17 protein-coding genes are annotated in these 22,727 nt (G+C 71.8%); 10 read left to right on the top strand and 7 right to left on the bottom strand.

What is annotated here, in order from left to right:
* Positions 1-32: 32 nt before the first annotated feature.
* The 4 genes from cobA to KF837_21840 all read right to left on the bottom strand — a co-directional run bounded on the left by cobA (position 33) and on the right by KF837_21840 (position 3,210).
* Positions 33-842: a uroporphyrinogen-III C-methyltransferase gene (gene cobA / locus KF837_21855; protein MBX3229981.1), complete on the bottom strand. Its 810-nt coding sequence runs from the start codon at positions 840-842 to the stop codon at positions 33-35.
* Positions 842-1,621: an ABC transporter permease subunit gene (locus tag KF837_21850; protein MBX3229980.1), complete on the bottom strand. Its 780-nt coding sequence runs from the start codon at positions 1,619-1,621 to the stop codon at positions 842-844. Before KF837_21850 ends, cobA begins: the two co-directional genes overlap by 1 nt.
* On the bottom strand, positions 1,527-2,444 hold the full coding sequence (locus KF837_21845) for an ABC transporter ATP-binding protein (GenBank protein MBX3229979.1): 918 nt from the start codon (positions 2,442-2,444) through the stop codon (positions 1,527-1,529). The genes KF837_21850 and KF837_21845 overlap by 95 nt, the downstream gene beginning before the upstream one ends.
* Positions 2,445-2,565: 121 nt before the next feature.
* Positions 2,566-3,210, bottom strand: coding sequence for a helix-turn-helix transcriptional regulator (locus tag KF837_21840; protein MBX3229978.1), 645 nt, complete (start codon positions 3,208-3,210; stop codon positions 2,566-2,568).
* Between the two features lie 30 nt (positions 3,211-3,240).
* Here KF837_21840 and cysC point away from each other — a divergent pair, with 30 nt between their 5' ends.
* The 5 genes from cysC to KF837_21815 are packed head-to-tail and all read left to right on the top strand — an operon-like array spanning position 3,241 to position 9,380.
* Positions 3,241-4,593, top strand: a complete 1,353-nt coding sequence (gene cysC / locus KF837_21835; protein ID MBX3229977.1) for an adenylyl-sulfate kinase — start codon at positions 3,241-3,243, stop codon at positions 4,591-4,593.
* The gene (locus KF837_21830) at positions 4,581-6,293 is read left to right on the top strand and encodes a nitrite/sulfite reductase (GenBank protein ID MBX3229976.1); all 1,713 of its coding nucleotides are present in this window, start codon (positions 4,581-4,583) and stop codon (positions 6,291-6,293) included. The genes cysC and KF837_21830 overlap by 13 nt, the downstream gene beginning before the upstream one ends.
* 25 nt (positions 6,294-6,318) lie before the next feature.
* Complete coding sequence (locus KF837_21825; protein MBX3229975.1) at positions 6,319-7,038, top strand: phosphoadenylyl-sulfate reductase; 720 nt, start codon at positions 6,319-6,321, stop codon at positions 7,036-7,038.
* 34 nt (positions 7,039-7,072) lie between these two features.
* Positions 7,073-8,053, top strand: a complete 981-nt coding sequence (locus tag KF837_21820; protein ID MBX3229974.1) for an ABC transporter substrate-binding protein — start codon at positions 7,073-7,075, stop codon at positions 8,051-8,053.
* Positions 8,054-8,078: 25 nt separating this feature from the next.
* A complete protein-coding gene (locus KF837_21815) occupies positions 8,079-9,380 on the top strand; it encodes a serine/threonine protein kinase (GenBank protein MBX3229973.1) in 1,302 nt (433 codons plus the stop codon).
* On the opposite strand, the gene trmFO is transcribed toward KF837_21815, so the two are convergent.
* Positions 9,355-10,731: a methylenetetrahydrofolate--tRNA-(uracil(54)-C(5))-methyltransferase (FADH(2)-oxidizing) TrmFO gene (gene trmFO / locus KF837_21810; GenBank protein MBX3229972.1), complete on the bottom strand. Its 1,377-nt coding sequence runs from the start codon at positions 10,729-10,731 to the stop codon at positions 9,355-9,357. The two genes, KF837_21815 and trmFO, sit on opposite strands and share 26 nt — an antisense overlap.
* A 60-nt stretch (positions 10,732-10,791) precedes the next feature.
* Here trmFO and KF837_21805 point away from each other — a divergent pair, with 60 nt between their 5' ends.
* Both KF837_21805 and KF837_21800 read left to right on the top strand, forming a co-directional pair.
* Entirely contained in the window at positions 10,792-12,222 is a 1,431-nt protein-coding gene (locus tag KF837_21805; GenBank protein MBX3229971.1) for a serine/threonine protein kinase, read from the top strand.
* A gap of 33 nt (positions 12,223-12,255) precedes the next feature.
* Positions 12,256-13,281 carry a hypothetical protein gene (locus tag KF837_21800; GenBank protein MBX3229970.1) on the top strand — a complete coding sequence of 342 codons (1,026 nt, stop codon included), beginning with the start codon at positions 12,256-12,258 and terminating at the stop codon, positions 13,279-13,281.
* A 3-nt stretch (positions 13,282-13,284) separates the two neighbouring features.
* Here KF837_21800 and KF837_21795 read toward each other — a convergent pair whose 3' ends face one another.
* The gene (locus tag KF837_21795) at positions 13,285-15,450 is read right to left on the bottom strand and encodes a bifunctional (p)ppGpp synthetase/guanosine-3',5'-bis(diphosphate) 3'-pyrophosphohydrolase (GenBank protein MBX3229969.1); all 2,166 of its coding nucleotides are present in this window, start codon (positions 15,448-15,450) and stop codon (positions 13,285-13,287) included.
* Between the two features lie 1,310 nt (positions 15,451-16,760).
* Here KF837_21795 and hemW point away from each other — a divergent pair.
* Positions 16,761-18,173 (top strand): radical SAM family heme chaperone HemW, encoded by a 1,413-nt coding sequence (gene hemW / locus KF837_21790; protein ID MBX3229968.1) that lies wholly within the window; start codon positions 16,761-16,763, stop codon positions 18,171-18,173.
* Between the two features lie 9 nt (positions 18,174-18,182).
* Entirely contained in the window at positions 18,183-19,499 is a 1,317-nt protein-coding gene (locus KF837_21785; protein MBX3229967.1) for a ferritin-like domain-containing protein, read from the top strand.
* Between the two features lie 20 nt (positions 19,500-19,519).
* Here KF837_21785 and KF837_21780 read toward each other — a convergent pair whose 3' ends face one another.
* On the bottom strand, positions 19,520-21,142 hold the full coding sequence (locus KF837_21780) for a protein kinase (GenBank protein MBX3229966.1): 1,623 nt from the start codon (positions 21,140-21,142) through the stop codon (positions 19,520-19,522).
* A 167-nt stretch (positions 21,143-21,309) separates the two neighbouring features.
* Between KF837_21780 and KF837_21775 the strand changes: the two genes are divergently transcribed.
* Positions 21,310-22,725 (top strand): insulinase family protein, encoded by a 1,416-nt coding sequence (locus KF837_21775; GenBank protein MBX3229965.1) that lies wholly within the window; start codon positions 21,310-21,312, stop codon positions 22,723-22,725.
* Positions 22,726-22,727: the final 2 nt, after the last annotated feature.

Below are 22,727 nucleotides of genomic sequence, written 5' to 3'. Positions count from 1 at the left end.
AGCATCTTTCAGGCGATACGACACCGAGCACTTCACGCGATGCGGCCACGCGCGGGCGTGGCGGCGCGCTCGGGCGCGGCGGTATGCGCGGGCGCGGCGGGGCTGATGACGCGCCTCGCGACGACGTCGCCGATCACGACCAGCGCCGGGGTCGCGAGGGCGGCGTGCTCGACGGCGGCCGCGATCGTCGCGAGCGTGGCGGTGACGACGCGCTCGTCCGGCAGCGTCGCGCGCGACACCACCGCCGCCGGTGTCTCCGGCGCGCGGCCCGCCGCGATGAGGCGCGCCGTGGTCTCGCCCAGCGTCGAGAGACCCATGTAGAGCACGATCGTGCCGCTCCGCGGGAGGTCGGCGAGCGGATCCGCCGTCGAGTCGTGGCGCAGCTGCGCGGTCGCGAACGTCACCGCCTTCGACGCGTCGCGGTGCGTGAGCGGGATCCCGCTCGACGCCGCGGCGCCGAGAGCGGCGCTGACGCCGGGGACGATCTCGAACGGGATCGCCAGCGCGGTGAGCTCCGCCGCCTCCTCCCCGCCGCGCCCGAAGACCATCGGATCGCCTCCCTTCAAGCGCACGACGTCGTGACCGGCGAGCGCGCGCTCGAGCACGGCGGGATGGATCGACGGCGCGCTCGGACAGGTGCCCTTCCTCCGGCCGACCGGGATGCGCTCCGCGCCCGCCGGGATCAGGTCCATGATCGCGGGGCCGACGAGCTCGTCGTACGCGACGATGCATGCATTCTGCAATATACGGAGCGCCTTCACCGTGAGGAGGTCCGGATCGCCCGGGCCCGCGCCGACGAGGAACACGCGGCCGCGGGGGGCCGACTTCGCGACGACGAGCATCAGGGCGCCGCCGTTCCCCAGCGGCGCGCGACGAGGCGCTCCACCGGACCGAAGAGGACCCGCTCGCTCGCGCGCGACAGCACGACGATGACGACGACGACGCCGAGGACGAGCGCGGTGTCGGCGAGGTCGCGGCCCGTCTCGAGGAGCTGCCCGAGGCCACCGGAGACGAAGAGGAGCTCGCCCGCCATCAGCGAGCGCAGCGCGAAGGTCCAGCCCATCTTCGCGCCGGTGAGGATCCCCGGGAGCGCCGCGGCGAGGAGCACCCGGAAGAGGAGCGTGAAACCTCGCGCGCCCATCGTGCGCGCGGCGCGCTCGATCGAGGGCGGGAGCTGGCGCACGGAGCTCTCGGTCGCGAGCGTGATCGGGAGCGCGGCGCCGAGGACGACGACGACCTGGATCGCCGCCTCGGACAGACCGAACCACACGATCGCGAGCGGCAGCCAGCAGATGGAAGGGACGCTCGACAGCCCGAGGAGCAGCGGGCCGAGCGCCCGCTTCAGCGCCGGGACGCGCGCGAGGACGACGCCGAGCGGCACGCCGAGCGTCAGCGCGAGCAGGTACCCGAACGAGAGGCGGAGCGCGCTCACGACGACGGCGCGTCCGAGCATGCCGCCGCGCGCGGACGCGACGAGCGAGCGCGCCACCTCGAGCGGGCCCGGAAACAGCGCGCTCCGCGCCGCCTCAGACGCCGCCGCCCAGACGACGACGAGGACCGCCGCGACGACCGCTCTCTGCAGGATGCGCGTCGCCGTCGGCTTCGACTCCCCAGGCACCATCCGCCTCCTCCCTCGCCACCTTCTCGACCTCGCTCCGGATCTCGTCCGCGATGCGCTGCGCGATCTCCATCGCCCGCGCGTCGCGCACCCGCGGGCGCGGCAGGTCGACGTGGACCTCGCCGACGATCCGCCCCGGCCTCGCCCCGATGAGCACGACGCGATCGCCGAGGCGCACCGCCTCGTCGATCTGGTGCGTCACGAACACCATCGTCGTGCGCGAGGCGCCGACGAGGCGCTCGACCTCGCTCTGGAGCAGCTCGCGCATCTGCCCGTCCAGCGCCGCGAAGGGCTCGTCGAACAGGATCATCCGCGGTCGCGTCGCGAGCGCGCGCGCGATCGCCCCGCGCTGCCGCATCCCCCCCGACAGCTCGTGCGGATACATCCCGCGGAACCGCGAGAGGTGCACGAGGCGGAGCAGCTCCTCGACGCGGGCCTCTCGCTCGGCGCGTTCGACTCCGGCCATCTCGAGCGGGAACGCGACGTTCTGCGCGAGCGAGAGCCACGGGAACAGCGCCGCGTCCTGGAAGACGACGGCGCGCTCGGGGCTCGGGCCGTCGATCGGCGCGCCGTCGAACGTGACGCGTCCCGCAGTCGGCGCGACGAGGCCGGCGAGGAGATTCAGTATCGTAGACTTGCCTCCACCCGAAGGACCGACCAGGCACAGCGCCTCGCCCGGCCCGACGGCCAGCGTCACGTCGTCGAGGATCGACGTATCTCCGAGCCGTAGGCTGACGTGCTCGAGCCCCGCCGTCGCGAGCCCCCGCCGCTCCGGCGCGCGCGTCACCACGTCCGCCAAGCTGGAGAGTTTCGCCGCTGCGGACATTGGTTCATCATAATGAACGGCCACGAAGAATCAATACGTCCCGAGACGGCAGCCGGCCCGTCAAATCGGCTGCGGCAATGGGTCGGTGCGAGCCGCGAAGCGAGCGCCGCCGGATGCGGCTTCAGCGCTCGTAGAGGATGACGTTGTGGTAGCGCGCTTCCGACGAGCCGTTGTTCTCGTACGCGTGCGAGCGGTCGGCGGGGAACGAGACCGAGTCGCCGGCGAGGAGGTCGATCGTCTCGCCTTCGACGTGGAGGCGAAGGCTCCCAGAGAGGACGACGACGAACTCGTGTGTCCCCGCCGCGTGCGGCTCGGAGGTGTGCGTCGCCCGCGCGGCGAGGCGCAGCTCGTAGATCTCGACGAGCGCCGACGCCCCTGCCGGGGTGAGCGGCCGGCTCTCCAGCTTGCCGTCGAGCGACCGCAGCACCTGCGCCTCGCCGCGGCGAAGCACGCTGATGCCGGTGCGCGGCTGCCCGAGCAGGTCGGCGAACGGGACGCCGAGGCCGACCGCGATCTTCCAGAGAAGGCCCACCGTGGGGTTCGTCTTGCAGGTCTCGACCTGCGAGAGCGCCGCGCGGCTGACGCCCGACGCCCGCGCGAGGTCGTCGAGCGAGAGGCCGCGCACCTTCCGTTTGTGCCGGAGGTTCTCCGCCACGCGCCGCGCGAGCTCCGCCGCACCGACGTCGTCGCCGAGCGCCTCCGCGACCGCCGACTCCGTACCCTTCTCTACCCCGCTGCCTGCTTTCCGCTTGCGTACCGCCAACACCTTCTCCACTATAATAGACATTCAAACGCTATGACGAATCGCGCCTCGACCAACCTAGCATTTGCAGACGGCGCGGGGCGCGACCGCGGCGTCGTCGTGTGGCTCACCGGCCTCTCCGGCGCGGGGAAGTCCACGATCGCCGAGGCGCTCGCGCCGGTGCTGAGGGCGGCGGGGGGCCGGGTCGAGGTCCTGGACGGCGACGTCGTCCGAACGCACCTGTCGAAGGGGCTCGGCTTCTCGCGCGAGGACCGCGACCTCAACGTCGCGCGCATCGCGTTCGTCGCGCATCTACTTCAACGAAATGGCGTCCACGTCATTGTCGCCGCGATCTCGCCCTTCCGCGCGGCGCGCGAGGCGGCGCGGGCGCTCATCGGCGACTTCGTCGAGGTGCACGTCGCCCCGCCGCTCGAGGCATGCGTCGCCCGCGACACCAAGGGCCTCTACAAGAAGGCGCTCGCCGGCGAGATCGCCTCCTTCACCGGCATCAGCGACCCCTACGAGCCGCCGCTCGCCCCCGAGCTGACCCTCGACACGAGCACCCTGACCCTCGCCGAGAGCGTCGCCCGCATCGTCGACCTGCTCACCGCCCGCCGCGCGCCCCCCCGAAACGACGACTCGCACGCCGCCCCCGCCGGACGGAGCGACGAACACGCTCGACCGCCCGAGCACGAACCCCCGAGCGCACGGACCGACGACGCCCGACACACGCCCCCCGAGCGCAGACACCCGAGCGCACGGACCGACGCCGCGGAGCCGCTCACTCCGCCAGAGCGCGAACACACGAGCGCCCGAAACCACGACGCTCGGCCCCACACGCCGCCGGAGCGCGGACGCACGAGCACGCTGAACGACGACGCTCGAGCGCTCACGCCGCCAGAACGCGAACGCACGAGCGCACGAACCGACGACGCGCGGCCGCACACGCCGCCAGAGCACACGCACACGAGCGCGACGAACGTCGACACGCGACCGCTCACGCCGCCCGAATGCGAACCCCCGATCGCACGGACCGACGACACGCAACCGCTCACGCCGCCCGAATGCGAACGCACGGGCGCACGAACCGACGATACGCGACCGCTCACGCCGCCGGAGCGCGAGAGCGCGAGCGCGCTGAACGACGCGCGGACGCGCACCGCGCTGGGAAGTCGGAGCGACGAGCGCGCAGCGGCGGGCGCGGCGTTCGAGGGGCGCGATGGCGGAGGGGTGGAGGCGCGCGAGCGGGTGGGCGCGCCTCCGCGGGGTTGGGGGAACGGGCGGAACGACGATGCTCGTGCGGGTGGGCCGCCGGAGGGGGGATGGGGGGAAGATGCGCGACGAGCGCGGGCGGGGGGCGCGGGCGGAGATGCGGACGGAACGGAGGAGACAGCATGGCGGCGGTGACACTTCCGAAGTTCTCGGAGGCGCGGGACGTCGACGAGTTCGTCGCGAAGCTCGAGGCGTTCGAGCGTGGTGAGATCGGGCCGGATGCGTTTCGCGCGTATCGACTGACGCGCGGGGTGTACGGGCAGCGCCAGGAAGGCACCCAGATGCTGCGGGTGAAGATCCCGTTCGGGCGCCTCGACGAGACCGCGCTCAACGCGCTCGCCGACGTCGCCGACGCCTACTCGCGTGGGTTCGGGCACGTCACCACCCGCCAGAACGTCCAGTTTCACTTCGTGAAGATGAGCGACGTCGAGGCCGCGATGCGGCGCCTCGACGAGGCCGGCCTCACCACCCGCGGCGCGTGCGGGAACTCCGTGCGCTCCGTCACCGCGTGCGAGCTCGCGGAGGTGTGCAGGGCCGCGCCGTTCGACGTCACGCCCTACGCCGAGGCGATCACGCGGCTGTTCCTCCGCCATCCGCTGAGCGAGACGCTCCCGCGCAAGTTCAAGATCGCCTTCAGCGGCTGCGCGAACGACTGCGCCAAGGCTGCGATCCACGACCTCGGGTTCATCGCCACGACGAAAGACGGAGAGAAGGGCTTCAAGGTCGTCGCCGGCGGCGGCCTGTCGTCGTCGCCGCGGAACGCGCTCGTGCTCCACGAGTGGGTGCGCGGCGCCGAGATCGGCCGCGTCGGAGAGGCGATCGTGCGGCTCTTCGATCGCCTCGGCAACCGCGAGAACCGCCAGCGCGCGCGCCTCAAATACGTGCTGAAGAAGCTCGGCGACGACGGGTTCCGCGCGACGTACGCCGCGATCCGCGCCGAGGTCGACGCCGAGGCCGCCGCCGAGCTCGCGCTCCCCGAGCTCGCCGGGACGACGCCCGGCACCCCGATCGAGAGCGCGGACGCGAAGCGGGACGCGGACTACTTCGCCTGGCGCGCGTCCTCGGTCGTGAGCCAGCGCGACCACGAGCACGTCGCCGTCTACGTGCGCCTCCTCCTCGGCGACGCGACGAGCGCGCAGCTCCGCGAGATCGGCGCGCTCGCGAGCGCGTTCGGCGACGGCACCGTGCGCCTCACGATCGATCAGAACCTCCTCCTGCCGTGGGTGCACCCGCGCTCCCTCCCCGCCCTCTTCGCGCGCCTCGACGCCGCCGGCCTCGCGAAGCTCGATCTCCACACCGCCCGCGACGTCACGAGCTGCCAGGGCGCCGACACCTGCAACCTCGCGGTGACGTCGTCGCGCGCGGTCGCGAGGGCGATCACGGACAAGCTCGAGGCGCTCGGCCTCGGCGCGAGCGGCGACGTCGCGAAGACGATCATCAAGGTGAGCGGTTGCCCCAACTCGTGCGGGCAGCACCACATCGCCGACCTCGGCTTCCACGGCGGCGCCAAGACGATCGGCGACACGACCGTGCCCGTCTATCAGCTCCACCTCGGCGGCGGCGTCGACCCGCGCGGGGCCCGCTTCGGGCGGCAGGTCGTGAAGATCGTCGCGCGCCGCGTGCCCGACGCGGTCCTTGTGCTGCTCCGCCTCTACGAGGCCGAGAAGAGCGACGGCGAGACGCCGGCCGCGTTCTTCGAGCGCGCCGACGCGAAGAAGGTCGTCGCCGCGCTCGGCGACATCGTCTCCGCCGCGCCGCGCCCCGACGAGGCCGCCGACGTCGGCGAAGCCTCCGGCTTCCTCGTCCAGCTCGGCGAAGGAGAGTGTGCCGCATGACCACCCGCGCCAACGCCAACGCATCATGACGCACGAGCGCGACGATGACCTCGCGGCCGCCAACGCGCTGCTCGAGCACGCGTCGCCACGCGAGGTCCTCGCCCACGCGGTCGCGCGCTTCGGCGACGACCTCCTCTTCACGTCGTCGTTCGGCGCGCAGAGCGGCGTGCTCCTCCATCTCTGGAGCGAGGTCGCGCGGCACCTGCCCGTCGTCTTCATCGACACCGGCTTCCTCTTCCCCGAGACGCACGCGTACCGCGACGAGCTCGTCGCGCGCCTCGGCCTCACCGTCCACGTCGTACGCCCCGACGTCGAGCACGACGCGTTCGTCGCGCGCTACGGCGCGGACGTCCAGCAGACAGACGCCGACTTCTGCTGCGGCCTCAACAAAGTCGCGCCGCTCGCGCCGCTCCGCGCACGCGCGCGGGCATGGGTCTCCGGCCTCCGCCGCGATCAGAGCAAGACGCGCGCGGACCTCGCCGTCCTCGAAGCGGACGGCCCGCTCGTCCGCGTGCATCCGCTCGCGGCGATGACCCGCGCCGGCGTCGCGGAGTACCTCCGCGTCCACGACGTCCCCGCGCACCCGCTCGCCGCGCGCCGCTACCTCTCGATCGGCTGCGTCCCGTGCACGCGCCCCGCGGCCGAAGGAGAAGACGAGCGCGCCGGCCGCTGGGCATGGTCGAACAAAACCGAGTGCGGCCTGCACACGGCCACGGCCCGCGCAGACCGGACGGCGCGGACGTGAGCACCTCGCCGCGCGTGGACGGGAGGGCGCGGGCGTGAGCACGTCGCGGCGTGCGTTCCTCGGTGGGCTCGCCGCGGCGGCGCTCACCGGCGCGACCGGTTACGCGCTCGCGCGGCGGCCGGGCAAAGACGTCCTGCGGCTCGGCGCGATGACCAACCTCACGCACGCGCCGATGCTCGCCGGCCTCGGCTCCGGCCGCATCCAGGCCGCGCTCGCGCCGCTCGTCGTGGAGACCCGCCTCTTCCGCGCCGGACCGCGCGTCGCGGAGGCGCTCGTCGGCGGCGCGATCGACGCCGGCACCGCCGGCCCGTCCGCGATCGTCGTCCATCACGCGCGTCATCGCGACGGCGGCGCGGGCCTCCGCGTGATCGGCGGCTGCTGTTCGGGCGGCGCCTCGCTCGTCGTGACCCCGAAGAGCGGGATCCGCGGGAGCGCCGACGTCCGCGGCAAGCGCCTCGCCGTCACGCAGATCGGCACCGCGCAGGACGTCTCGCTCCGCTGGTGGCTGAAGCAGGCCGGCCTCCGCGACGCGGCCGCGGGCGGCGACGTCACCGTGCTCGCGATCGCCGCCGCCACGATCCTCGATCAGATGAAGCGCGGCGAGCTCGACGGCGCGTGGCTCCCCGAGCCATGGGCGACGCGCGTCGTCCACGAGGAGGGCGCGCTGCGGCTCATCGACGAGCGAGACCTCTGGCCCGATCGACGCTTCGCGACCGCCGTGCTCGCGACGCGCGCGCGCGACGCCGAACGGCCCTGGGCGCCGGCGCTCGCCGCCGCCCTCGCCGCCGAGGTCACACGCGCGTCACAGGATCCGGAGACGGCCCTCGACGAAGCCCACGCCGAGCTCACGCGACACGTCGGCAACCCCGGGAAACGCTCGCTCTTTTCAGTTGCGAACGAATACGTCGACTTCACGTCCGACCCGCTCCGCGCGTCGATCGAGGCCTTCGGCGAGGCCGCCGCCGCGCTCGGCCTCGCCCCTGGTCATTCGACCGATCATCTTTTCGGAGATTGACCGGACCCGGGGTACGCTTCGGGCCGTGCCGGCGATCCAAGATGCGCTGATGCCGGGGACGGTCTTGGCCGGCCGCTACCGCATCGAGCGCACCGTCGGCCAAGGGTCGATGGGCATCGTCACCGAGGCGACGGACCTGACCCTCCAGATGCGCGTCGCGGTGAAGGTGATGTCGCCCGAGCGCGCACACAACGAGGAGGCGCGCCAGCGCTTCATCCGCGAAGCGCGCGCCGCGAGCGTGCTCTCGAACGCGCACGTCACGAAGCTGTACGAGGTCCTCGAGCTCGAGAACGGCGTGCCCTTCCTCGTGATGGAGTTCCTCGAGGGCTCCAGCCTGGAGGCGATCGTGACGCGCGACGGACCGCCCCCGCTCGACGTCGTCCTCGACTGGTCGCTCCAGGCGCTCGAAGGCCTCGCGGAGGCGCATCGCGCCGGCTTCGTGCATCGCGACATCAAGCCCGAGAACCTCTTCCTCCACGATCCCAAGAGCGGCCCGCCGATCGTGAAGGTGGTCGACTTCGGCGCGGTGAAGGAGATCGCCTCGAAGGCGACGCGCCTCACGAAGACGGGCTCGACGATGGGCTCGCCCGCGTACATGCCGCCGGAGCAGGTGCGCGCCGAGGACGACATCGATCAGCGTGCCGACGTCTGGGCGATGGGCGTGTCGATCTACGAGATGACGACGGGGCGGCTCCCGTTCGGCGGCGACTCGATCCCGCAGACGCTCGCCGCGATCCTGCGCGAGGATCCGGTCCCGCTCCGGCAGCGCCGCGGCGAGTGCTCGCCCGAGCTCGAGGCGCTCGTGAACCGCGCGCTCTCGAAGGACCGCCACGCGCGCTTCGCGAACTGCGCCGAGATGCTCGAGGCCCTCCGCGCCGTGCGCGCGCAGCTCAAGCAGACCTCCCCCGTCACGAAGACGCTCTTCTTCTCGCCGTCGAACAACCCCGCCGCCCAGTTCGGGCAGGGCTTCCTCGACAGCGGGCCGCTGCCGCCGAGCACGCCGCGGCCGATGCCCTCCTCGTCGATCCCGGACGAGTTCGCGGAGACGACGGCCGCGCGCAGGGCGGTAGTGCAGCAAGCGACGGCGCCGGAGAACGATCCGAGCCGCGTCCGCCCGCGCGTCGTCATCAACGCGCGCGGTCACGTCATCACGACGAGCAACACGAACCAGCCCGCGCCGAAGAGCACGCCGGCGTGGCTCCCCTTCGTCATCGCCGGCGCGGGCGGCCTGCTCGTCGCCGTCATCGTCCTCCTCGCGCTGACGTGGCGTTCGAGCTCTCCGCACCCGAGGCCGGCGCCGGCTACGTCGTCGTCGGCGCGACCTTGATCGCGCCGAGCCACGCGTCGAGCTCCGCGAGCGCGCGGTCGGCCATCGCCTGATAGCGATCGCGCTTCCGCAGCTTCGGATCCGCCGGCGGCGGGATGCACGCCCAGGTGATGTTCGAGGGCTGGAAGCGCTCGCTCTCGCGCATGAGGTGCGTCCGGATCCCGCCGAGCGCGGTCGTCTCCGGCGGCGGCGAGAGCGCCTCGCCGCGCAGCGTCTGCGCCAGCATGATCGCGCAGACGAGGCCGCCGGCGCAGCTCTCGACGTAGCCCTCCACCCCCGTCACCTGGCCCGCGAGGTACACGTTCGGGCGCGCCTTGAGCTGCATCCGCTCGTCGAGCATCTTCGGCGAGTCGACGAACGTGTTCCGATGCACGCTCCCGAAACGCAGGATCTCGGCTTCTTCGAGGCCGGGGATCATGCGGAAGACGCGCTGCTGCTCGCCGTACGTCATCCGCGTCTGGAAGCCGACGAGGTTGTACGCCGTCATGGCCTGGTCCTCGGGGCGGAGCTGCACGACGGCGTAGGGACGGCGTCCGGTCCGCGGATCGGTGAGCCCGACCGGCTTCATCGGCCCGAACGCGAGCGTGCGCTCGCCGCGCGACGCCATCACCTCGATCGGGAGGCAGCCCTCGAAGTACTTCACGTCCTCGAAGGAGCGCGGCTCGACCTTCTGCGCCTCCACGATCGCCCTCACGAACGCGTAGTACGCGTCCTTCTCGAACGGGCAGTTCACGTAGGCCTCGTCGCCGGTCGCGGTCGCGTCGAGCTTTTCGTCGCTATCGACGTTTTCCGCGCCCTTCCCCCAGCGCGACTGCTTGAAGACCCGGTCCCAGTCGATCGAGTCGGCGCTGATGATCGGCGCGATCGCGTCGTAGTACGCGAGGTGCTGCGCGCCGACCGCGCGCGCGATGTCGGCCGCGAGCGCGTCGCCGGTGAGCGGACCGGTCGCGATGATGACGGGGCGATCGGGCGTCGCCTCCGGGATCGCCTCGATGACCTCGTGCACGATCGTGATGCGCGGGTGGCTCGCGATGCGCGCGGTCACCGTGTCGGCGAAGACGTCGCGGTCCACCGCGAGCGCCCCTCCGGCCGGGACGCGCGCGACCTCGGCCGCCTGCATGACGAGCGAGCCCGCGCGCCGGAGCTCCTCCTTGAGGAGGCCGACCGCGTTCACCAGCGCGGCGCCGCGCATCGAGTTCGAGCACACCAGCTCGCACAATTTGTCGGTGTTCTGCGCCGGGGTGCGCGCTTTCGGCTTCTGCTCGACGAGCGTGACGTCGATCCCGCGCTCCGCGAGCTGGTACGCCGCCTCGCACCCCGCGAGCCCCGCTCCTACTACAAGGACCTTCATCCGCGCTCAGACCATCGAAAACATCGGTTTGCTTCGAAAGATTGGTACGCTCGGTAACGGATGTCTTCGAGCCGCGTCAAGCCCGGCGACGTGCTGGGCGACAAGTATCGCGTCGAGAAGGTGCTCGGCGCGGGCGGGATGGGGATCGTCGTCGCGGCGAAACACCTCGACCTCAACCAGCGCGTCGCGTTGAAGTTCATGCTGCGCGAGGCGATGGCCGACAGCGCCCACGCGGAGCGCTTCCTGCGCGAGGCCAAGGCGGCGGTGCAGCTGAAGAGCATCCACACCGCGCGCGTGCTCGACGTCGGCAAGCTCCAGAACGGCGAGCCCTTCATGGTCATGGAGTACCTGGAGGGCCACGACCTCGACGCGGAGATGCAGCAGCGCGGTCCCCTCCCGCCGCACGTCGCGGTCGAGTACGTCCTGCAAGCGAGCGAGGCGCTCGCCGAGGCGCACGGCCTCGGCATGGTGCATCGCGACGTGAAGCTGAAGAACCTGTTCCTCACGAAGACGGTCGACGGCCGCCCGCTCGTGAAGGTGCTGGACTTCGGCCTCGCCAAGCAGATCGGCGGCGGCAACGGCGACGTCTCGCTCACCGCGACGAACTCGGTGTTCGGATCGCCTCAGTACATGTCGCCGGAGCAGATGCGATCGGCGAAGGACGTCGACTACCGGAGCGACATCTGGTCTCTCGGCGTGTGCCTCTACGAGCTCCTCACCGGTCGCGTCCCGTTCGATGCCTCCGGCGTCGCGGAGATCTGCGCGATGGTCCTCAAGGACCCGGTGCCGCGTCCGTCGCAGCACGTCTTCGGGCTGCCGCTCGATCTCGAAGCGGTGATCATGCGGTGCCTCGAGAAGGACCTCAACCGCCGCTACCAGTCGATCGCGGAGGTCGCGTTCGCGCTCCAGGGCTACGCGTCCGACGAAGGATCCGCGCGCCGCATCCTCACCGTGATGCAGCAGTCCGCGCAGAAGGTCGACATGCCGACCCTCGTCACGGGCGAGCCGCAGATGGAGGGCACCGGCAAGACGCTCAACGCGTGGGACTCCGGGAGCCCGCAGGTCCGGCGCACGACGTCGCTCTCGAAGGGACAGCTCCTCCTCGTCGCCGGCCTCATGGTCTCCATCGTGTTCGGCGCGACCGGGCTCGGCCTCCTCGTCCTCGTGAAGAGGCGCCCGACGACCGGAAGCGCTCCGACCGCGACGGCGGTGGTCGAGCCCCCCGCCGAGCCGCCGCCGCCCGAGACCGCGTTGCCGCCGCCGGTCGAGGCGCCACCTCCGCCCGAGCCGACCGCCGCCGCCGAGCCGCCGGTCGAGCCTCCGCCGGTCGAGCCTCCGGTCGAGCCGCCGCCCAAACCTCCGAGCGCGGTCGCGGCGCCGCCCGTCGTGCGACCGCCCCCCGCGCGACCGCCCGCGCCCGCGCCGCCGCCGGCCCCCGCGACGTCGACGAAGAAGGTCCCGAAGACGCCCGAAGGCTCGAACTACATGTGACGACGTGCCCGAAATTGGGCGACAATGGCCGCGATGCGGCGACGCTTCGTCTTCCTTTCCCTCACGACGATGACGCTCCTGCTCGGCGTCGCCCACGACGCGCGCGCGGACGGCGATCCCGAAGGCGCGAAGAGGCACTTCGAGGCGGGGCGAAAGCTGCGCGACGACGGCGACTGCGCGAAGGCGATCCCGGAGTTCGAGAAGAGCCTCGCCGCCGACAAGTCGATCGGCGCCTACTACAACATCGGGTTCTGCCAGGAGCAGCTCGGCCTGCGCCAGGAGGCGTACGAGGCGTACCGTCTCGCGAAGGAAGCCGCGAGCGCGAAGAAGGACGAGCGCCTCAAGGAGATCAGCGGCGCGCTCGCGGCGCTCCTCGAGACGCCGAACGTCCGCCTCGTCCTCCCGCAGCCGCCTCCGAGCGGGATGCAGATCTACGTCGACGGCGCGCTCGTGCCGCAGGCCCTCTACCAGAACGAGACGGTCGTCTTCACGAAGGCGGGCGGCTCGCACGACGTCCGCGTCACCGCGCCGGGCTACGACGAGCTACAGCTGAAGGTCGAGACGCGCGAGCTCAAGGGGATCGACCTCAAGCCGGCCGGCAGCACGAAGCCGGCGACGCCGGAGGGCCCCGCCGCGACGAAGTGGTCGTTGCAGCACTGGGGCGGCGTCGGGGCCATCGGCGCCGGCGTCGTCACCGCCGCGATCGGCGGCATCATCCTCCTCGCGTACAAGGTCACGCAGGACACGAACCTGCGCGATCACGACGCCGCCGAGAAGAAGTGCAACGGCGGCGACGCGCCGTCGTGCGATCGCGCGCGCGACATCGCGATCCGGTACAACACGCGCGAGGACGAGATGAAGGACAACATCCCGCTCCTCGTCGGGCTCGGAGTGAGCACCGCCGTCCTCGTCGGCGGCGGCGTCGCGCTGTTCCTCCTCGCGAAGCCCGTCCCGGTCGAGGACAAGACCGCGCGCCGCGCGCCGCCCAAGCCCACCGTCGCCCTCACGCCGGCGGTCGGCCCGACGTTCCAGGGGCTCTCGCTCGCCGGGACGTTCTGACGGCTACGCGCGCTCGACCGCGACGACGCCCTGCACCTTCTGGAGGGCCTTCATCACGTTCTTGAGCTGCGAGAGATCGGAGCAGACGAACGTGAAGACGTTGATCGCCTTGCCGTCGTCGCCCGCGCGGCAGTTCGCCTCCGAGATGTTGATGCCCATCTGGCTGAAGGTCTGACCGACGGTGGCGAGGATGCCGGGGCGGTTCGCGGTCACGACGCGGAGCTGCACCGCGCGGTTGATCTTCGCCTTCGTGTCCCACGTGATCTCGACGCGCCGCTCGGGATCGGTGTCGAACGCCTTCGGGCAGCCGCGGCGGTGGATCGTGATGCCGCGGCCGCGCGTGATGAAGCCGAGGATGTCGTCGCCCGGCAAGGGGTTGCAGCACTTGGCGTAGCGGACGAGGACGTCGTCGATGCCGTTGATGCGGATGCCGCCGTCGTCACCCTTGATGACCTTGCGGACGAAGCCGGCGAAGCGACCCTCGCGGAGCTGCTCCGGCGGCGAGCTCTCCTTGCCGTCCATCGACGGCGGCGTGAGGACGTCGAGGACCTCCTTCGGATCGATCTTGCCGTAGCCGATGCCGATGAGGAGCTCTTCCGTGTTCTGGACGTTGAGCGTCTCGAGGATCTTCCGGAGCTCGTGGTCGTTCTTGAGGAGCTTGCTGAGCGAGACGGAGGACTTCTGGAACTCGCGCTCGAGGAGCTCGCGGCCGAGGCGGAGCGACTTGTCGCGCTGCTCGGTGCGGAGATAGTTCCGGATCTTCGCGCGCGCGCGCGTCGTGACGACGAAGTCGAGCCAGTCCTTCGACGGCTGCTGCTGGTTGCTCGTCACGATGTCGATGACGTCACCGTTCCGGAGCTTGTAGCGGAGCGGCTCGAGCTTGCCGTTCACGCGCGCGCCGGTGATGTGCTCGCCGAGCTGCGAGTGGATCGCGAACGCGAAGTCGACCGGGGTGGACCCGCGCGGGAAGACGCGGACCTCGCCCTTCGGGGTGAAGACGTAGACCTCGTCCTGGAAGAGGTCGACCTTCACGCCCTCGAGGAACTCGGCCGGATCCTTGAGGTCCTTCTGCCACTCCATGAGCTGGCGGAGCCAGCCGAATTTCTGCGCGTCGGTCTCGGCGATGCCGCCGCCGTGCTTCTCCTTGTATTTCCAGTGCGCGGCGATGCCGCGCTCCGCGACGCGGTGCATGTCGTGGGTGCGGATCTGGATCTCGATCCGCTCCCGCCCCGGACCGATCACGGTCGTGTGGAGCGACTGGTACATGTTCGGCTTCGGCAGCGCGATGTAGTCCTTGAAGCGGCCCGGCACCGGCGTCCACTTCGAGTGGATGACGCCGAGCGCGGCGTAGCAGTCGCTGACCGACTCGACCAAAACGCGGAAAGCGATGATGTCGTGGATTTGATCCACCGACGAGTCGTTCGCCTTCATCTTGCGCCAGATCGAGTAGAGGTGCTTCGCGCGGCCGGTCACGTCGGCGGCGAACCCCTGCTCCGCGAGGCGGCTCGACAAGGTCTTGCTGACCTCGACGATGTACTTGTCGCGCTCCTTCTTCGTCTTCGCGACGCCGTCCTTGACCTCGTGGTAGCCCTCCGGCTCGAGGTAGCGGAAGGAGAGGTCCTCGAGCTCGCTCTTGAAGGCCTGGATGCCGAGGCGGTTCGCGAGCGGGGCGTAGATCTCGAGCGTCTCGCGCGCGATGCGCTCCTGCGCCTCCGGCTTCATGTGCTCGAGCGTCCGCATGTTGTCGACGCGATCGCAGAGCTTGATGAGCAGCACGCGGATGTCGCGCGCCATCGCGACGACCATCTTGCGGAAGTTCTCCGCCTGCCGGTCCTCCTTCGAGGTGAAGTTGATCTTGCCGAGCTTGGTGACGCCGTCGACGAGCGACGCGATCTCCCCGCCGAACTCGCGCTCGATGTCCTTCGTCGTCGCGAGCGTGTCCTCGACCACGTCGTGGAGGAGCCCGGCGCAGACGCTCGCGGTGTCGAGCCGGAGCTCGGTGATGATGCCGGCGACGCTCGCGGGGTGGATGAAGTACGGGTCGCCGGACTTCCGCTTCTGCCCCGTATGAGCTTTTTCGCTGTAGTCGTAGGCTCGCTTCAGCAAGTCTACGTCCGCCGCCGGTTGATAGGCGCGCACGCGATCGATGAGGTCTGTCGACTCGATCATCAGGTGAAGCGAGTCCAAAAGGTAACACTGGCGATTTGGGTGGGCAACGTAGTGGTACAGTCGTCGTATCGTGGCTGCTAGTCCCGATCGCCCGAAGGCTGCCTCCGCCCCCAAGAGCTTGGTGGCTGGTACGAGCGTCGACCGCTATACGGTCGAAGCGCTCATCGGGCGCGGCGGTATGGGCGAGGTCTACCGCGCGGTCGACGACCGGCTCCGGCGCAAGGTCGCGCTCAAGGTGGTCCGGCCCGATCCCGACCGGAACCCCGACGGGGTCGCCCGCCTCCTCCGCGAGGCGCGGGCGGCGGCGGCCCTCACCCACCCCAACGCGGTCGCGATCCACGACCTCGGCGAGGAGGACGGCCTCTTCTTCATCGTGATGGAGCTCGTGAGCGGGCAGCCCCTCCTCGCCTACGTCGGCGACGAGCGCGTCTCCCTCGCGCGGCGCCTCAAGTGGCTCGGCGAGATCGCGAGGGCCCTCGCGACCGCGCACGCGAAGGGCGTCATCCACCGCGACGTGAAGCCGTCGAACGTCATGATCTCCGACGACGACGTCGCGAAGGTCCTCGACTTCGGGCTCGCGAAGCCGATCCACAAGAGCGGCGCCGCGCCGGAGAGCATGGGGTTCCGCACGATGGCGGGCCGCATCCTCGGCACCGTGCGCTACATGGCGCCGGAGCAGATGCTCGGCGCGGAGGCCGACGGGCGCGCCGATCAATACGCGCTCGGGATGACGGCGTACGAGCTCATCGCCGGGCGCTACCCGGCGTCGAAGCAGTTCGAGCTCCCGCCGATGCTCGACGGCGTCGTCGACGGCTTCCCTTCCGACGGCGCGAAGGCGATCGCGCGCATGCTCAGCCGCCACCGCGACGACCGCTTCCCGTCGATGGACGACGTCGCGAGCGCGTTCGAGGACGTCGCGCAGAACCGGCCGGTGCGGGCCCTCTCCGTCTCGGGGAAGCCGCCTTCGCCGCCGAGGCAGGAAGAGTCGTCGATCGCGCTCACGATGCCGGAGCCGCCGATCGGGAGCACGCTGACGTCGGCGGCCGACGACCTCAGCGCCGACTCGCAGCTCGCGGCGGAAGAGGCGCTCATGCCGACGGTGACGCCTAGTCAGCTTGTTCGAGAGGGGCTCCGCCCCTCTCGAGCTCTCCCCGCCGGGGGTATCTCGCGCGAAGACGCGCTCGACGCCCCCGGACCCCCGCGAGAGGGGGGGGGCCCGGCGTCCACGACGGCGGAGGCGGCGGAGAAGGCCGCGCCTTCGCCGGGGGGGAGTGGGGGGGTGAAGGGGGGGGCGACGCTCGCGTCGGCGAATGCGGGGGACGCGGTCGCGAAGGTGCGCGCTGCGACGGCGAAGAAGGGGCGGCCGGCGCCGGAGGTCACGTCGGCGCCGCCTCCGCCCGCCACCGCGCAGCCGGACACGCCGGCGGAGATCGTGGCGACGAAGCCGTCGCGCGAGCCGGCGCCGGCGCCGAAGAAGAACAACACGCTCGTCTTCGTCGGCGCGCTCCTCCTCCTCGCCCTCGCCGCGTTCGCGGGCAACTACTTCGGAGCGCGATCGCGCGGACCGTAGCGGCGTGGCCTCGATCTACGTCCACTTCCCGTGGTGCCTCGCCAAGTGCCCGTACTGCGACTTCGTCAGCTACGCGACGACGCGCGAGGCGATCGACCACGCGGGCTACGCCGACGCGGTCCTCCGCGAGGCGTCGCTGCGCGCGCGGAGCGACGAGCGGCGGCGCGCGATCGACAGCGTGTTCTTCGGCGGCGGGACGCCGAGCCTCTGGGATCCCGCCGCGCTCGGGCGCGTCCTCGCGGGGCTCCACGAGTCGTACGCGATCGCGCCCGACGCGGAGGTCACCGTCGAGTGCAACCCCACCTCGCTCGACTACGACCGCGCGCGCGCGCTCCTCGACGCGGGCGTGAACCGGCTCTCGATCGGGACGCAGTCGCTCCGCGCCGAGCAGCTCAAGTTCCTCGGACGCCTGCACGATCCCGCCGGCGCGCAGGCGGCGGTGGCGGCGGCGATCGCGGCCGGGGTCCCGCGCGTGTCGACCGACCTCATCTTCGGGCTGCCCGAGCAAAGCGTGCAAGATGCACGCGATCAGGCGGCCGCGCTCGCGGACACCGGCCTCGCGCACCTCTCCTGCTACCAGCTCACGATCGAGCCCGGGACGCAGTTCGGCGAGCGCAAGAAGCGCGGGCTGTTGCCGCTCGCCGACGACGGCGCGGTCGCGGACGCGTTCCTCGCGATCGACGAGGAGCTCGAGGGGCGCGGCCTCCGTCACTACGAGATCTCGAACTACGCGGCGCCGGGGCAGGAGGCGCGCCACAACCTCGCCTACTGGCGCGGCGACGAGTACGTCGGCGTCGGCTGCGGCGCGTACGGGATGATCCGCACCGCGGAGGGCGGCGTGCGGTGGCGGAACGCGATCGTGCCGGGCGACTACGTCGAGCGCACGCGACGCGGCGAGGTCGAGATGTCGCGCGAGGAGCTGTCGCGCGAGGAGCTCCTCCGCGAACGCATCATGCTCGGTCTTCGCGTCGCCGAGGGCGTCGACCTCGGACGCGCAGGCGCGGACCTGGGGACGGATCCGTGGACGCCGGCGCGCCTGCGCGCGCTCGCGAAGCTCGAGGAGCGCGGCCGCGTCGTGCGCGACGGCGACGTGCTCCGCATCCCCCGCCCCGCGTGGCTCTTCGCGGACGACACCGCGGCGCGCCTCTTCTAACATCGGCCGATGCGCCGCACGCTCGCCCCGCTCCTCCTCGGTGTGCTCGCCGCGGCGTGCGGGAAGAAGCGCACCGGCCCGGTCGACGAGCCCCCGACGCAGCTGCCGGAGTCGGTCGAGTGCGGCGTCCCGCCGGGGCGAAGCCCGTTCGCCGATCTCACGTTCGGCCCCGGCGTCGACGGCGTCGTCTTCAAGTCGCCGCGCCCGCGCGACGGCGGGCAGCACAGCGAGGTCGGGCGGCTCGGCGCGCCGTGCGCCACCGCCACCTCGCGCGAGGCGTGCGAGACCGCCGTCGCCGCGGCGACCGCGGCGGCGGGATGGCGTCACGTCGGCACGTACGCCGGCCGGCCGGATCTCGACTACGGCTATGGCGTCGTCACGCGCGGGGACGATGTCCGCGTGCTCGCGACCGCGGAGGAGCTCCAGAAGCTCGTCGCGCCGATCGAGTCGCTGAAGGAGGCGGTCGCGCTCGCGCGCTTGGTCGAGGGCCCGCCCCACTGCAGCTCCGGCAACGCGCGCACGGATCCCGACGGCTTCGTCCTCCGCTACCAGCCGTTCGTGTGCGATCGCCCGACCGTCGAGCGCCTCGTGAAGGTCGCGCGCGACGGGACGATCTCGGTCGTCGCCCAACGCGACCTGAGCCAGGGGCGACCCATCGGGTGCTACGAAGGTCGCCGGCCGATCGGGTTCGTCGTGGAGCCGCGGCCGTGGCTCGCGTCCCTCCCCGCGCACGTCGCCGAGATCGCGCACATGGAGGCGGCCGCGGTCGTGGCGTTCGCGGAGCTCCGCGACGAGCTCCGCCGCCACGGCGCGCCGGGCGCGCTCGTGGCCCGCGTCGAGCGCGCGCGACGCGACGAGGTCGTCCACGCCGCGATCATGACGGCGCGCGCGGAGGCGCTCGGCGCACGGCCACGCGCGGTCGCTCCTCCTGTCGCTCCTCCTGTCGGCGAGCGACGCACGCTCTTCGAGCTCGCGCTCGACAACGCGACGGAGGGCTGCGTCCACGAGACGTACGGCGCGCTCGTCGCCGCGCACCAGGCCCGCCACGCCGCCGATCCCGCGCTCCGCCGCGCGTTCGCGCGCATCGCGCGGGACGAGGCCGCGCACGCCGCGCTCGCGCTCGACCTCGCCGACTGGCTCGCGACGCGGCTCGATCCCACGGAGCGAGCGCACGTCGAGGCGGCCCGAGCCGCGGCGTGGCGCGACCTCACCGCCGAGTGCGCGCGCCTCCCCCCGGCGCCCGAGGTCGTGCACGACGCAGGAATGCCCACCGCCCCGATCGCAACAGCCCTCGTCACCGCGCTCCACCACGCCCTCGCGGCGTGACGCGGCGACCGCGCTCGCGACTACTTGCGGTCGGTCATTGCGGGATCGGGGCCGGGTGGTGGCGGCGGCGGGGCGGGCTTGTCGGTGTCCGCGGCCGGCGGAGGGCGGCGGCGGACCTTCGGTTTCGCTGCAGGCGTGGACGGAGCCGGCTTCACCTCTTGCGCGGCGCTCGGGACGCTCGCGGATGGCGGCTTCGCGACGGCGGCGGGGAGCTCCTCGCTCGCAGGAGGCGGCGGCGCCGTGGCGGCGGGGACCGGCGGAGCATCCTCCCTTCGCATGACGAACAGCGCGCCCGCCGCGACGGCGACCGCGACGATGACGACGGCGAGCGCGCCGACGAGCTTGCCACCCCCCTCCACCGGCGCGCGGATCGACTCAGGCGGCTGCGAGACGACGGCCCGAGCCGCGCCGTCGTGGGGCCCCAGAAGCGGCCGCGAAAGCGGGCGCGAAGCGCCCCGAGCGCGCAGCGCGAGGGCCGTGTCTGGGGTGGGGGTGTCGGGGGCGAAGCCCCCGACGTTGAAAAGACCGGCGACGCGGAGGATGCGGTCGATCGAGGTCTGCGCGGGCGCGCTCGCGAGCGGGGCGAGGAGGAGCGCGAGATCGGCGACGCTCGGGACGCGCTGATCGGGTGACTTCGCGAGGCAACGATGGATGACGTCCTCGAGGAGCGGCGACGCGCCGGGCACGAGCTGCCGGAGCGACGGGGGCGGCGCAGTCGCGATCATCGCGCAGAGCCCCTGGATCGTGTCCGCCTCCCAGACCGCGCGGCCGGTCACGAGCTCGAACAAGATGACGCCGAGCGCCCAGACGTCCGAGCGCGCGTCGACGTCCTTCGCGGAGAGCATCTGCTCCGGCGACATGTAGCGCGGCGAGCCCATCATCGTGGCGGTGCTCGTCAGCTGCGTGGACGCGCTGCCGTCGCCGGTCTTCGAGATCCCGAAGTCGAGGACCTTCACGAGCGGCGAGCCGTCCTTGCGCCGGGCGAGGAAGAGGTTCGCGGGCTTGAGGTCGCGATGCACGATCCCGAGCTCGTGCGCCTCGACGATCGCCTCGCAGGCCTGGAGCACGTACTCGACCGCGTCCTCCGGCGCGAGCGGCGACGCGAGCGCCCCGAGGTCCGCGCCCTCGAGGTACTCCATGACGAGGTACGGCGCGCCGCTCTCGAGGACGCCGGTGTCGACCACGCGCGCGACGTGCTCGCTCGTGATCCGAGCGGCGGCCTTGCCCTCGCGGAGGAAGCGCGCGACCGCGTCCGCGTTCTCGCACGCGGCGGGGAGCAGGAACTTGAGCGCGACGCGCTGATCGAGCTGGAGGTGGCGCGCGGCGACGACGACGCCCATCCCGCCCGCGCCGAGGATCCGCTCGACGACGTACTTGCCCGCGAGGACGTCCCCCGACTTGACCGGCGCGACGACGGACGACGCGTTCACGGTGTCGGCGCCGCCCTGCACCGGCGTCGTCGGCGCCATCACGTCGATCGGCCGCGCCTTCGGGAGCAACGACGACGACCGCACCACCGCCGAGACGAGCGCGCGACACTCGTCGCACTCGGCGAGGTGCACCTCGACCGCGCGCCGGAGGGCGGAGTCCCCCTCGCCGCGACCGAAGGCGAGGATCGTCGCTTCGTCCGGGCACTCATTCATGATGGGGCTCCGCCCCATACCCCGCCCCAACCCATCGACCGGCGCCCGCGGGCGCCGCTCTTCGGGCATTGGGGCCCCGGGGGTTGCCCGAAGCACGCGGGGGGACAGCAGAGCAGCGCACGGCAGAGGCCATCGTAATGGCTCGGGGCGCATGTTAGGAGGGTGGCATGCGTTTTTCGGTTCTGACTCGGGTGCTCGTGGCGGGGGTCTTCTGCGCCGGCGCCGCGACCGCGCAGCCCGCGAAGCCCGCGCCCGCGAAGCCCGCCGCTCCCGCTCCTGCCGCCGCGAAGCCCGCCGCGCCGACGCTGTCGCTCGACGTGAAGAAGGCGAAGCTCGACAACGGGCTCCGCGTCGTGATGCTCGTCGATCACACCGCGCCCACCGTCGCGGTCGACGTGGTCTACGACGTCGGCGGGCGAAACGAGGAACGCGGGAGATCCGGGTTCGCGCACCTCTTCGAGCACATGATGTTCCAGGGCTCCGCGAACGTGCCGCGCGGCGATCACTTCAAGCTCGTGACCGCCCACGGCGGCACCCTCAACGGGACGACGAGCGAGGACCGCACGAACTACTTCGAGATGCTGCCCTCGAGCGAGCTCGCGCTCGGGCTCTGGCTCGAGGCCGACCGCATGAAGTCGCTCGACGTGTCGCTCAAGAACTTCGAGAACCAGCGCGCGGTGGTGAAGGAGGAGTACCGCATGCGCGTCGAGAACGCCGCCTACGTCCCGGCCGACATCCGGCTCCAGGAGCTGACGTTCCAGGGCTACTGGCCCTACGAGCACTCCGCGATCGGCACGATGAAGGACCTCGACGCGGCCCAGCTCGACTGGGTCCGCGCGTTCCACAAGGCGTACTACGCGCCGAACAACGCGGTGCTCGCGATCGCGGGCGACTTCGACGAGGCCGAGGCGCTCGCGCTCGCGAAGAAGTACTTCGGCGACGCGAAGCCGACCGAGGTGCCGAAATACGAGCCGGGCCCGCTCCCCGAGCAGACCGCGCCGCGCAACGCCGTCGTCGAGGACACCCACGCGAAGCTCCCTGCCCTCCTCTACGGCTGGACGCTCCCGCCGAGCGGCGAGCCCGACAACTACGCGGTCCAGATCGCGGGCGACGTCCTCGGCGACGGCGAGAGCTCGCGGCTCTATCGCGTCCTCGTGCGGGAGCGCGGGCTCGCGGTGGAGGTCGACCAGGGCGTCGCGCACCACCGCGGCCCCGACATGTTCGAGCTCACGGTGAAGCTCGCCTCCGGCGCGAAGGTCGCCGACGTGCAGAAGGTCATCGACGCGCAGATCGCGGAGCTCGCGAAGAACGGCCCCACCGACGACGAGCTGAAGAAGGTGCGCGCCCGCACGCAGTCCGGCTTCATCCTCGGCCTCGAGTCCAACATCGGCCGCGCGAACAAGCTCGCCGAGTTCGAGCTCTATCGCGGCGACGCGAGCCTCCTCAACAAGGAGCTCGACAAGTACCTCGCCGTCTCGAAGGACGACGTGAAGCGCGTCGTCACCAAGTACCTCACCGCCAACCGCCGCTCCCTCGTCGAGGTGAAGCCCGCGGCGCCCGAGAACAAGGCGGAGAAGAAGTAGCC

It is taken from the genome of Labilithrix sp. (assembly GCA_019637155.1).
Classification (GTDB): domain Bacteria; phylum Myxococcota_A; class Polyangia; order Polyangiales; family Polyangiaceae; genus Labilithrix.
Note: the sequence above shows the minus strand (reverse complement) of the source record. Positions and strands in the feature narration are given on the sequence as shown.

Excerpts from the sequence above, each read along its gene's own strand:
- KF837_21795 (MBX3229969.1), bottom strand. The coding sequence starts at position 15,450 with ATGATCGAGTCGACAGACCTCATCGATCGCGTGCGCGCCTATCAACCG.
- KF837_21825 (MBX3229975.1), top strand. The coding sequence starts at position 6,319 with ATGACGCACGAGCGCGACGATGACCTCGCGGCCGCCAACGCGCTGCTC.
- KF837_21785 (MBX3229967.1), top strand. The coding sequence starts at position 18,183 with ATGCGCCGCACGCTCGCCCCGCTCCTCCTCGGTGTGCTCGCCGCGGCG.
- KF837_21775 (MBX3229965.1), top strand. The coding sequence starts at position 21,310 with ATGCGTTTTTCGGTTCTGACTCGGGTGCTCGTGGCGGGGGTCTTCTGC.
- KF837_21780 (MBX3229966.1), bottom strand. The coding sequence starts at position 21,142 with ATGAATGAGTGCCCGGACGAAGCGACGATCCTCGCCTTCGGTCGCGGC.
- KF837_21830 (MBX3229976.1), top strand. The coding sequence starts at position 4,581 with ATGGCGGCGGTGACACTTCCGAAGTTCTCGGAGGCGCGGGACGTCGAC.
- trmFO (MBX3229972.1), bottom strand. The coding sequence starts at position 10,731 with ATGAAGGTCCTTGTAGTAGGAGCGGGGCTCGCGGGGTGCGAGGCGGCG.
- KF837_21850 (MBX3229980.1), bottom strand. The coding sequence starts at position 1,621 with ATGGTGCCTGGGGAGTCGAAGCCGACGGCGACGCGCATCCTGCAGAGA.
- KF837_21800 (MBX3229970.1), top strand. The coding sequence starts at position 12,256 with ATGCGGCGACGCTTCGTCTTCCTTTCCCTCACGACGATGACGCTCCTG.
- hemW (MBX3229968.1), top strand. The coding sequence starts at position 16,761 with ATGCGGGGGACGCGGTCGCGAAGGTGCGCGCTGCGACGGCGAAGAAGG.
- KF837_21805 (MBX3229971.1), top strand. The coding sequence starts at position 10,792 with ATGTCTTCGAGCCGCGTCAAGCCCGGCGACGTGCTGGGCGACAAGTAT.
- KF837_21845 (MBX3229979.1), bottom strand. The coding sequence starts at position 2,444 with ATGTCCGCAGCGGCGAAACTCTCCAGCTTGGCGGACGTGGTGACGCGC.
- cobA (MBX3229981.1), bottom strand. The coding sequence starts at position 842 with ATGCTCGTCGTCGCGAAGTCGGCCCCCCGCGGCCGCGTGTTCCTCGTC.
- cysC (MBX3229977.1), top strand. The coding sequence starts at position 3,241 with ATGACGAATCGCGCCTCGACCAACCTAGCATTTGCAGACGGCGCGGGG.